The organism is Acinetobacter sp. AL9 (assembly GCF_041464035.1).
Taxonomy (GTDB): Bacteria; Pseudomonadota; Gammaproteobacteria; order Pseudomonadales; family Moraxellaceae; genus Acinetobacter; species Acinetobacter towneri.
In genome coordinates this window covers 1-8,934 of the sequence record NZ_JAYFSK010000074.1, presented here as the reverse complement: position 1 = coordinate 8,934, position 8,934 = coordinate 1, and the positions used below count along the sequence as shown (strand labels likewise).

9 protein-coding genes and 1 pseudogene are annotated in these 8,934 nt (G+C 42.3%); 8 read left to right on the top strand and 2 right to left on the bottom strand.

The window, feature by feature from the left end:
* Nucleotides 1–196: pseudogene (locus ACEO2X_RS12365) on the bottom strand (IS4 family transposase); the annotation flags it as partial.
* Nucleotides 197–406: 210 nt separating this feature from the next.
* Between ACEO2X_RS12365 and ACEO2X_RS12360 the strand changes: the two are divergent.
* The 8 genes from ACEO2X_RS12360 to ACEO2X_RS12325 all read left to right on the top strand — a co-directional run bounded on the left by ACEO2X_RS12360 (nucleotide 407) and on the right by ACEO2X_RS12325 (nucleotide 8,604).
* Nucleotides 407–925, top strand: coding sequence for a fimbrial protein (locus tag ACEO2X_RS12360; RefSeq protein ID WP_371972093.1), 519 nt, complete (start codon nucleotides 407–409; stop codon nucleotides 923–925).
* Nucleotides 926–1,024: 99 nt separating this feature from the next.
* Entirely contained in the window at nucleotides 1,025–1,765 is a 741-nt protein-coding gene (locus ACEO2X_RS12355; RefSeq protein ID WP_371972092.1) for a molecular chaperone, read from the top strand.
* A gap of 82 nt (nucleotides 1,766–1,847) precedes the next feature.
* Nucleotides 1,848–4,415, top strand: coding sequence for a fimbria/pilus outer membrane usher protein (locus tag ACEO2X_RS12350; protein ID WP_371972091.1), 2,568 nt, complete (start codon nucleotides 1,848–1,850; stop codon nucleotides 4,413–4,415).
* 1 nt (nucleotide 4,416) lies between these two features.
* Nucleotides 4,417–5,904, top strand: coding sequence for a fimbrial protein (locus ACEO2X_RS12345; RefSeq protein WP_371972090.1), 1,488 nt, complete (start codon nucleotides 4,417–4,419; stop codon nucleotides 5,902–5,904).
* Nucleotides 5,901–6,665, top strand: coding sequence for a molecular chaperone (locus ACEO2X_RS12340; RefSeq protein ID WP_371972089.1), 765 nt, complete (start codon nucleotides 5,901–5,903; stop codon nucleotides 6,663–6,665). Before ACEO2X_RS12345 ends, ACEO2X_RS12340 begins: the two co-directional genes overlap by 4 nt.
* Before the next feature lie 360 nt (nucleotides 6,666–7,025).
* Nucleotides 7,026–7,460, top strand: a complete 435-nt coding sequence (gene arsC / locus ACEO2X_RS12335; protein WP_180174980.1) for an arsenate reductase (glutaredoxin) — start codon at nucleotides 7,026–7,028, stop codon at nucleotides 7,458–7,460.
* A 116-nt stretch (nucleotides 7,461–7,576) separates the two neighbouring features.
* Complete coding sequence (locus ACEO2X_RS12330) at nucleotides 7,577–7,864, top strand: metalloregulator ArsR/SmtB family transcription factor (RefSeq protein ID WP_086197131.1); 288 nt, start codon at nucleotides 7,577–7,579, stop codon at nucleotides 7,862–7,864.
* Between the two features lie 143 nt (nucleotides 7,865–8,007).
* Nucleotides 8,008–8,604, top strand: coding sequence for an IS1595 family transposase (locus ACEO2X_RS12325; protein ID WP_371972088.1), 597 nt, complete (start codon nucleotides 8,008–8,010; stop codon nucleotides 8,602–8,604).
* 1 nt (nucleotide 8,605) lies between these two features.
* On the opposite strand, the gene ACEO2X_RS12320 is transcribed toward ACEO2X_RS12325, so the two are convergent.
* On the bottom strand, nucleotides 8,606–8,934 hold a 329-nt coding region (locus ACEO2X_RS12320; RefSeq protein WP_371972087.1), incomplete at its 5' end, for an integrase core domain-containing protein.

Genomic DNA, 8,934 nt, shown 5'->3' with positions numbered 1-8,934 from the left:
AAATTTGACGATAATCAAAATACTGACCTGCAAAGAAGCGCTGCATACGTCGATAAAATGATTGTGGTAAGCACTTGATGGGCAAGGCTTTAGATGCAGAAGAAAGATTACATGTTTGCTTTAAAATGATCACAAGCATGATGAGCGCAAAGCACTTTAAATGTGACTTGTTTCATTTTAGAGATTTGTTTAAGATAAGATATAACTAATTGAGATGTGTCATAGTATTCCTCGTTAGAAAACAATTATTGTGACATTATTTCAATGAGTTATCTATTTTTGTCGTGTACAGAGCTTTTTTTTTATAGATTATTAATGCTAATGTTAAAATCAATAATTTAAAAGTTTCGTTAATTTTCACTTAATAACCGGGTATTCATCTTATACATAAGCACAAGGGGGCTTTATGAAATTAAAACATTTATTACTTGCTGGAATTGCTGCAGGAGCAGCAAATATGGCGATGGCTGTAGAAACTATTACATTCCAAGGTGACATTGCTGCAAATACTTGTACTGTGCAAGTCAATAGTCAGGCTAGTCCTACGGTAACTTTGCCAACAGTGGGTACTGTTGATTTGGGTTCTTCAGGTAAAACAGCAGGGGCTACACCTTTTACTGTGAATTTAATAGGATGCGTAGCAACTGCTGATGATGTTCAGGTCCGTTTCGTTGCTCATACAGAAGCTGGAGCAAATTTAGGTCTTGATAGCACTAGTACTGCAGGCAACGTAGTCGTGCAACTCCTAGAGGGATATGCTGGAGGTAGTCCAATTAATTTTTCAGGGGGGGTTGCTGTGACCTCTAGGAAAACTACTGAATCAGGAGCAGCATCATTTCCTTTAACAGCACAATATTATGCAACCGGTGTAGCCTCAGCAGGTACTGTACAAGCAATTGCAGATTATGAAGTAATTTACCCTTAAATAATTCATAAAATATCTGACATATATTGATCTTTACTTATTTCTAGATATGTGTCAGATAATTTCAGTAAAAATATAAAAAATGCAGGAATCCAAACCGTGTTTCGTTATGCTTTTATATTAACTTTATTGGCTTGCATGGTTTCCACGCAGTCTTGGGCGAATATTGTGATGGTCGGGACGCGCGTTATTTTTCCTGCGGAAAGCAATGAAAAGACCCTGCAGTTCAGTAACAATGGCGACATTCCCTATATCGTACAAATTTGGCTGGATCGGGGGAACGATGCATCTACGCCTGAAAATGCCGATGCTCCTTTTGTGGTGAATCCCCCGTTCTTCCGTATTAACCCGCATCAGGGGCAAATGGCACGCCTGATTTATGTGCCTCAGACTGAGTTGCCAAAGGATCGTGAATCCATTTTTTATCTGAATTTCAAACAGATTCCCGCTTTGCAGGAAAGTTCTGCTGACCAAAATAAACTCATTTTTTTGGTTAAAAACCGCTTAAAAGTTTTTTATCGTCCTAAAAGCATTATTGGCAATGTTGAAGTCATGCCCAAACAATGGACGTTTAAACTGCAGCAAAATGCCAAAGGTAGCTCAGTTATTGTGAATAATCCGACGGGTTATTATGCCAACCTGACGACTGCGACCCTCAAAGTGAAACAGCAAAGTCATAATATTGACCCGAAATCTGTTGCCATGATTGCCCCATACAGCAGTGCAACCTGGCCAATCCCTGAAAAAATAACGGTGAATCAAGACAGCGTGCTCAGTGTGACTTATGTGAATGATTATGGTGCCATAGCCAGACAAGACATTCCTGTACAACAGCCTTAGCATCGTGGAGGGATACAATATGGAGAGGACAAATCATTTATTCGTACCATCCTGTTTATCTATGATAATTCACTGTCTCTGCTTGCAGCAAGTATCTGCTCAGGAACCGCTATTAACTCTGAGCACAGAGCATAATATTCTCCCACAGCAAGAGACTAAAAATTCCATAAAAGAAGCCTATACTTTTGATCCGCATTTATTTCAAGGGAGTGGCTTAAGTCCTGCAATGATTGAACGTTTTAATCAGGCAGACCGGATTGAAGCCGGGGTGTATAAAGTTGATCTCTACATCAATGATCGTTTTCTGGAACGGCGTAGTATCCAGTTTGTTGAAAATCAGGCAGCCGCACAGGGTGTGGATGCCTGTTTATCTACCGAGCTGCTTGAGCACGCCGGTATTTGGGGAGATGAAGGATACCGTAAACAACAAGCCAGTAGCACTGAACCTATCTCATGTTTAACCATCACCCAGGTTGCAACAGGCAGTAGCAGCCATTTTGATTTTTCCTTGTTACGTCTGAACCTGATGGTGCCGCAACGTTTCATGAAAAATTTGCCACGAGGCTATGTTAATCCAGCCGATCTGGATAGTGGCAGCAGCATTGGCTTTGTCAATTATATGGGCAACTATTATTATTCGCAGAGCCGCTTAAGTCATCAGGACAATAATGAATCTGCCTTTATGGGGTTTAACGGCGGGATCAATCTGGGTAAATGGCAATACCGGCAGCAATCCAACCTGTCCATGAATAATGAGCATGACACGACCTGGCGTCATCTTCGCAGTTATGTGCAACGTCCGGTGGATAAACTGCAATCCCAACTCATACTGGGACAGCAGTATACATCAGGACGTTTTCTGTCTGGGTTGGCTTTTCAGGGGCTGAGTCTGCAAACAGATGAACGAATGCGGCCGGATTCGATGCGTGGTTATGCTCCGGTAATCCGTGGTATCGCCCAGAGCAATGCCAAAGTGTCGATTGAACAGAATGGCATCGAGATCTATCAAATTACGGTGGCTCCTGGCCCCTTTGAAATTAATGACCTCTATCCGACCAATTATGATGGCAATCTGACAGTGATTGTCACTGAAGCCGATGGTTCAAAGCATTCCACGGAAGTTCCCTATGCGGCGGTTCCCACCTCTCTACGTGCCGGATTGTCGAATTATAGTCTGGCACTGGGCTGGACCGATCTTGACCAAACCGATGATGCTTTTTTTTCAGATATCAATTATGAATATGGTGTCAGCAACAGTATTACCGTGAATGGCGGTATACGGTTTGCAGATGCTTATCAGGCATTGGCTGTCGGCGGCGTTTATGGCAGTTTCCTGGGCGCTTTGGGTGCCAATTTGACGTACTCGCGAGCCGAGTTACCAAGTATGGATGGACAGGAATCCACCGATGGCTGGATGACCAATCTGACGTACAGTAAGACTCTGCAACCTACCAAGACCACGATTACCCTGGCGGGCTATCGTTATTCGACCAGTGGCTATCGTGAATTTAGTGACATTTTAAGATCCCGCTATGCTTGGGAGCAGGGCAATCTGTGGGCTTCTTCATATAGCAATTTACAGCGTTCACGTTTTCAGATCAATCTGAGTCAGCCTTTGGGAAATTATGGTTCATTTTATTTATCTGGTTCAACCCAAGACTATCGGGATGGACGCCAACGCGATACTTCACTACAAGCTGGCTATCAAAAATCTTTTGGTATTCTCAGTATGAATCTGAATTATACGCGGCAAAAATTGCATAGCCTTCAGGGTGGTTCGTTCAAGCAAGAGCGTTTTGACAACTTTGGTGGTCTGAGCCTGTCTTTCCCACTTGGTTCAAACCGCGGCAGGCTGACGCCGAACCTGAACGCAAACTATAATCGCAGTAATGACAGTGATAATTATCAGGTTGGCATTAGCGGTGCCTTAGATGAAGACTATAGTTTGAGCTATAACCTGGGCATGAATGGCGGCGGACAGTCGAATGACCAGACTTATAATGCCGGCTTGTACAAGCGGCTGTCGAAAATTTCTCTGGGCCTGAATAGTGCCTATAATCAGCAATACTGGCAAAGTTCTCTCAATGCCAGTGGTGCCTTGGCCATTCATGCTGGTGGAATTACATTGGGTTCTTATCTCGGAGATACCTTTGCCCTGGTTGAAGCCAAAGGTGCCAAAGGTGCCAAAATTGTCAGTTCCCCAACTAACAGGATTGATCGTTTTGGTTATGCCTTGGTCCCGAGTATCAGTCCTTATCGCTACAATACCATCGCCCTCGACCCGCAAGGGGTGTCCGGCAATATCGAATTGGAAGGTGGTGAACAGCGTATTGCACCCTATGCCGGTGCTGCAGTAAAAGTAAACTTTAAAACCCGTTATGGCTATAGTGTGCTGATACAAAGTAGGTTAGCTGAAGGGCAAAATATTCCGATGGGGGCAGATGTCCGCAATGAAGCCGGTGAAGTGATTGGCATGGTCGGACAGGCTGGGCAGGCTTATGTGCGCGTCGAACAGCCACAAGGTACACTGACTTTCGATTGGGGTGATGATGCAGGACAACGTTGCACAATGCCTTACCGTATTGACCGTCAGCAGTTGGAACAACCGATGATTAAACTGCAATTACAATGCATTGTAGAGAATCAATAATATGGATAATAAATTGAACATTGTGCTCAAATTTTTTTTTGTAATGCTGTTAATGAGTATTGGTATTACTGTACAGGCACAGTGCATATTTGTCGACTATCGTGATGGTAGTGAAGGCATACTGGAAGCTAATAAGGTTACTGATACAGGGGATAATGCGGCAGCAAAAATTCCAGTAGGAAATTTACATCTTTATAATAATACAATTCAACCTGCAGGAACGAAAATTTCTGAGGTCACAGTCTCACCTATGGAATATAAAGTGAGAAATGCTTTAGCTGAAACAATTTTATGGCGCTGTGCTCCTGATACTAATAATATGAGTGACGTGCGGTTCCTGGTCGCCACTAATGGAAATGCATTACATGGAGGGGAGGAATTAGTACAAAGTATAGATGTTGGGGGTCAGACCAATGTTTACTATACGGGATTTCAGGGAATTGGCATTCGTCAGACTATGGCCGGTGTTACGTTAACAAAAACTTGGAAAACTGTGCCGGTAAGCTATGATATAGGAACATATACGGGTACTGTCAGCAATGCGACTCAATGTCCTTCGGGCTGGTATTGTATCCGTTTAAAACATATTCCAAATCTAACAGTTGAATTTTTTAAGGTTGATGGTAGCCCAAGCTTTAGTTTGGTATGTGGTTCTGTGGAGGATTCAGGTAATTATTCATGTGAGGAACCCTCAGCGTATATTCAATTAGCAGATAGCTCCTCAAGTGGTGGTCCCGTCCCTTTTTCTCATGACTTGGAAGGACAAGACTCTGAAACTCTTTTTGATTTTTTAGGGGTGAATAACGGTTTTGGTTATACCTTGTATAATGCAGCCTACCTTGTCCCTGCTGCAAATACCTGCTGGGCGACCACGGCAAACACTCAGACGGTTACTTTACCTTTGACTACGACGGCTCATCTGGATGCTGGCGGACAGGTGGCTACAGATTTTAACATTGAGATTGAATGTACAGGAGGTGTGAATGCTGGCCTGAATACTGGTCAATTCGCGGTTGGCATTCAGGCTTCTCAAGCCAGCTATACTCAGGCACAAGCTTTAGGACTGGTCAATGCCAATCAGGGAGTGACTGCACTAGTCTCAGATGACTATGCTACCAATGCAGCTCGAGCTAAAAATGTCGGGATTTTTCTCTACAAAGATGGTGGTAGTACACTGATGAACTTTGTAGGACAGCCAGGTTTTACAGGCAGTGGTTTCCCCCCGACCACCGTAGGTTTTCTGTCTAATGCTTGTAGCTGGGATAATCCGCTCATTGACGGAACTGGCGATAAGACATGTTACCTCCCTGTTAATTTCCCGAATGGTAATAATGCGGGGTGGTATGCATTTCCAGATCTTACGCAATCATCGGGAACAAAGACGACAACCATTCCACTGCGTGCTGTACTGAAAAAGCTTCCTTCTGCGGGAGCTGTAACGGCGGGCTCCGTACTTGCAACTGCCCATGTGCTGGTAAAAATGCAATGAAGTCCATTCTACACTTATGTTACATAAGCTTATTCGCTCACAGTATTGTTGCACAGGCTGGTATTTTGCCTGCCTCTAGCCGGGTCATTTATGCAGAACAGAGCAGGGAACAATCCTTGCTACTGGCCAATAGCAATGACTACCCAATTATTGTGCAAACATGGGTAGATGATGGCTCGGGCAATCTCGATCTTGCCAAAGCCCCTTTTATAGTGTTGCCGGCAATATTTAAGATGAATCCTAAGGGTATACAGGCAATACGCATTGTGCAGAATGGTGACGCCATGCCTGCCGATCGTGAATCAGTCTATTGGCTCAATCTTTATGAAATTGTGGGTAAGCCCCCTGAACAAAGTCAGCTAGTCAGCGCAAATCAGGCACGTTTAGATCTGGCGATGAATACCCAGCTGAAAATTTTCTATCGCCCAGCCAACTTGGCCAAAATGAATATTGAACAAATTGCTGCACAGTTACGCTTTTCCTTACAACAATCTGCAGGGCAGTGGTTTTTAGTTTGTCATAACCCTACACCCTACCATATTTCATTTACCGGACTAAAAGTGATCCAGGGTCAGCAATCTAGAATTGTTGCAAAACAGATGGATATGATGACCCCTGCACAAGCGAATCGTATCTATCCCTTAGAGCAGGCTCCGCAGTCTACCGAATTTGATCGCATTGAATTCACACTTTTGGATGATCAGGGAACCATGCACAATGGTCTATTTGATCCGAAAATGAATCACACGCAGCTAAAATAAAATTGTTTAGCAACAATCAAGGGCTGTTTGCTGAAAATCTACTAATTATTTATATAAAACAATTATTTATGTAAAGATTAATAGCATAGGGAAAGTTGCAGAGCTGCGAAAGTTGTTTTAATGATTATTGTTGTTCCACGGTCAATACCGACTTATTGTTCCAAGGTTTTTTTGTAGCGTATTTGAATAAATCTTATAGCCAGATCCAATATCTAAATATGAGATGACCGTACCTGGAAGCGGTGTTAAATGTTTGTAGACACTCATTCTCAGATCAATGCTACAAATGAATATATTTCATATTTCGAATATGCGTATATTCATATATAAAGACATGATTCATTGATAAGGGTAAAGCTCATGGATCAAATGCCAAAAGTGCAAATTTATCATAACCCAGCATGTGGAACTTCACGTAATACATTGGCGTTAATTCGCAATGCAGGAATTGAGCCGGAAGTGATTGAATATCTGCTTACGCCACCCTCTAAAGATCAGCTGGTCAATATGATTCGGGACGCCGGTTTAACGGTTCGTGAAGTCTTGCGTAAAAATGTCGATCCCTATGCCGAGCTGAATCTGGATGATGCGAGCTGGAGCGATGAGAAACTGGTTGAAGCCATGCTGCAGCATCCAATCCTGATCAACCGTCCGTTGGTGGTCACCGAGTTCGGAACGCGTTTATGCCGTCCTTCCGAAGTCGTGCTGGATATTCTGCCTTTGCCGCAATTAGGAGCCTTTGCCAAAGAAGACGGTGAATTCATTATTGATGAACAGGGCAATCGGCTGAAATAAAGCGTCTTGGATAGCAAAAAGCCCTAACTTGATTAGGGCTTTTTTTGTGAAAATACATTGACGATGATCAATATAATTTACATACTGGTGAAATAGGTCCTTGATGGATAAAGGAATTGGATCATCAGCAAGCGGTTTCCCTGTATCAGGTTTTGACGGATAAGACCCGTCTTCAGATTTTGCAAATGTTACAGGCAGGGGAGTGTTGTGCATGTGAATTACTCAAGAATCTGTCGATTAGTCAATCAACCTTATCTCACCACATGAAGTGTTTGACTGAATCGGGTCTGGTTAAAGGCAGAAAAAACGGACGCTGGATACACTATTCACTGAATCCCATCCGTGCTCAAGAACTGTCTCTATTTACACAAGCACTATTATTCCCCCAAGACCAGGAGATTTAAATGGATCAAATAATTGCCCTCTTTGCTTGGTTGAATAACGCTTTGCTCAAAATGACCTGGTTGTCAGAGGGTCTTTCATAAATGAAACAATAACTTTTTGGCAAGGCTCTAGACTAGCAGAATAGATATGTTAGTCTAGAATCATGATAGAAAACAGTAAATTAAGTCACTATAAGATTAAAAAAATTATTCAGTGCTTTTGCATTGATATTCCTGCTTCTAAAACAGCCTTATTGCTTAACTTGAACCGTAATACCATCAACTATTGGTACATGCTTTTTAGAGAAGCAATCTACGATTATCAAACAGATTTAAGAGCAAAGTTTGTAGGTTCTATTGAAGTTGATGAGAGCTATTTTGGAGCAAAAAGACAACGTGGTTTTCATGGGAAATTGAAGCGAGGTCGAGGTACTTTAAAACAACCTGTATTTGGAATATTTGAAAGGAATGGTCGAGTTTATACAGAAATAGTCCCTGATTGTAAAAAGACTAGATTACAACAAGTTATCTTAGGTAAAGTTGCACTTGAAAGTGTAATTTATAGTGATGGTTGGCGTGGATACAATGGTTTGGTAGATGTTGGTTACTCAAAGCATTTTAGAGTAAATCATGGAGCGAATGAATTTGCCAGAGGACAATGTCATATAAATGGAATAGAATCATTCTGGAGCTTTTGTAAAAGAAGGCTAGCAAAGTTCAACGGTGAACCGTACCGGGTTTGTCGGAGACTTTTTATTTAAGTTAGGCCACCTGACCTAACGGATTAATTTTATCATAGTACATTGCTTCAAAATCAAAAGGTGGCACATAACCTAGTGCACTATGTACACGCTCTTTATTGAACCAATCTACCCAATTTAATGTCGCAAGTTGTACATCCGCTAAACCTTGCCAATCTGCTTTTAAATATTCAATCACCTCTGTTTTGTATAAGCCATTCACTGTTTCAGCCAAAGCATTATCGTATGAATCACCGGTCGTACCGACTGATGCTCGTAAATTTGCTGCTTCTAAACGATTGGTATAGCGAATGGAAAGATATTGAACCCCTCTGTCACTATGGTGAATCA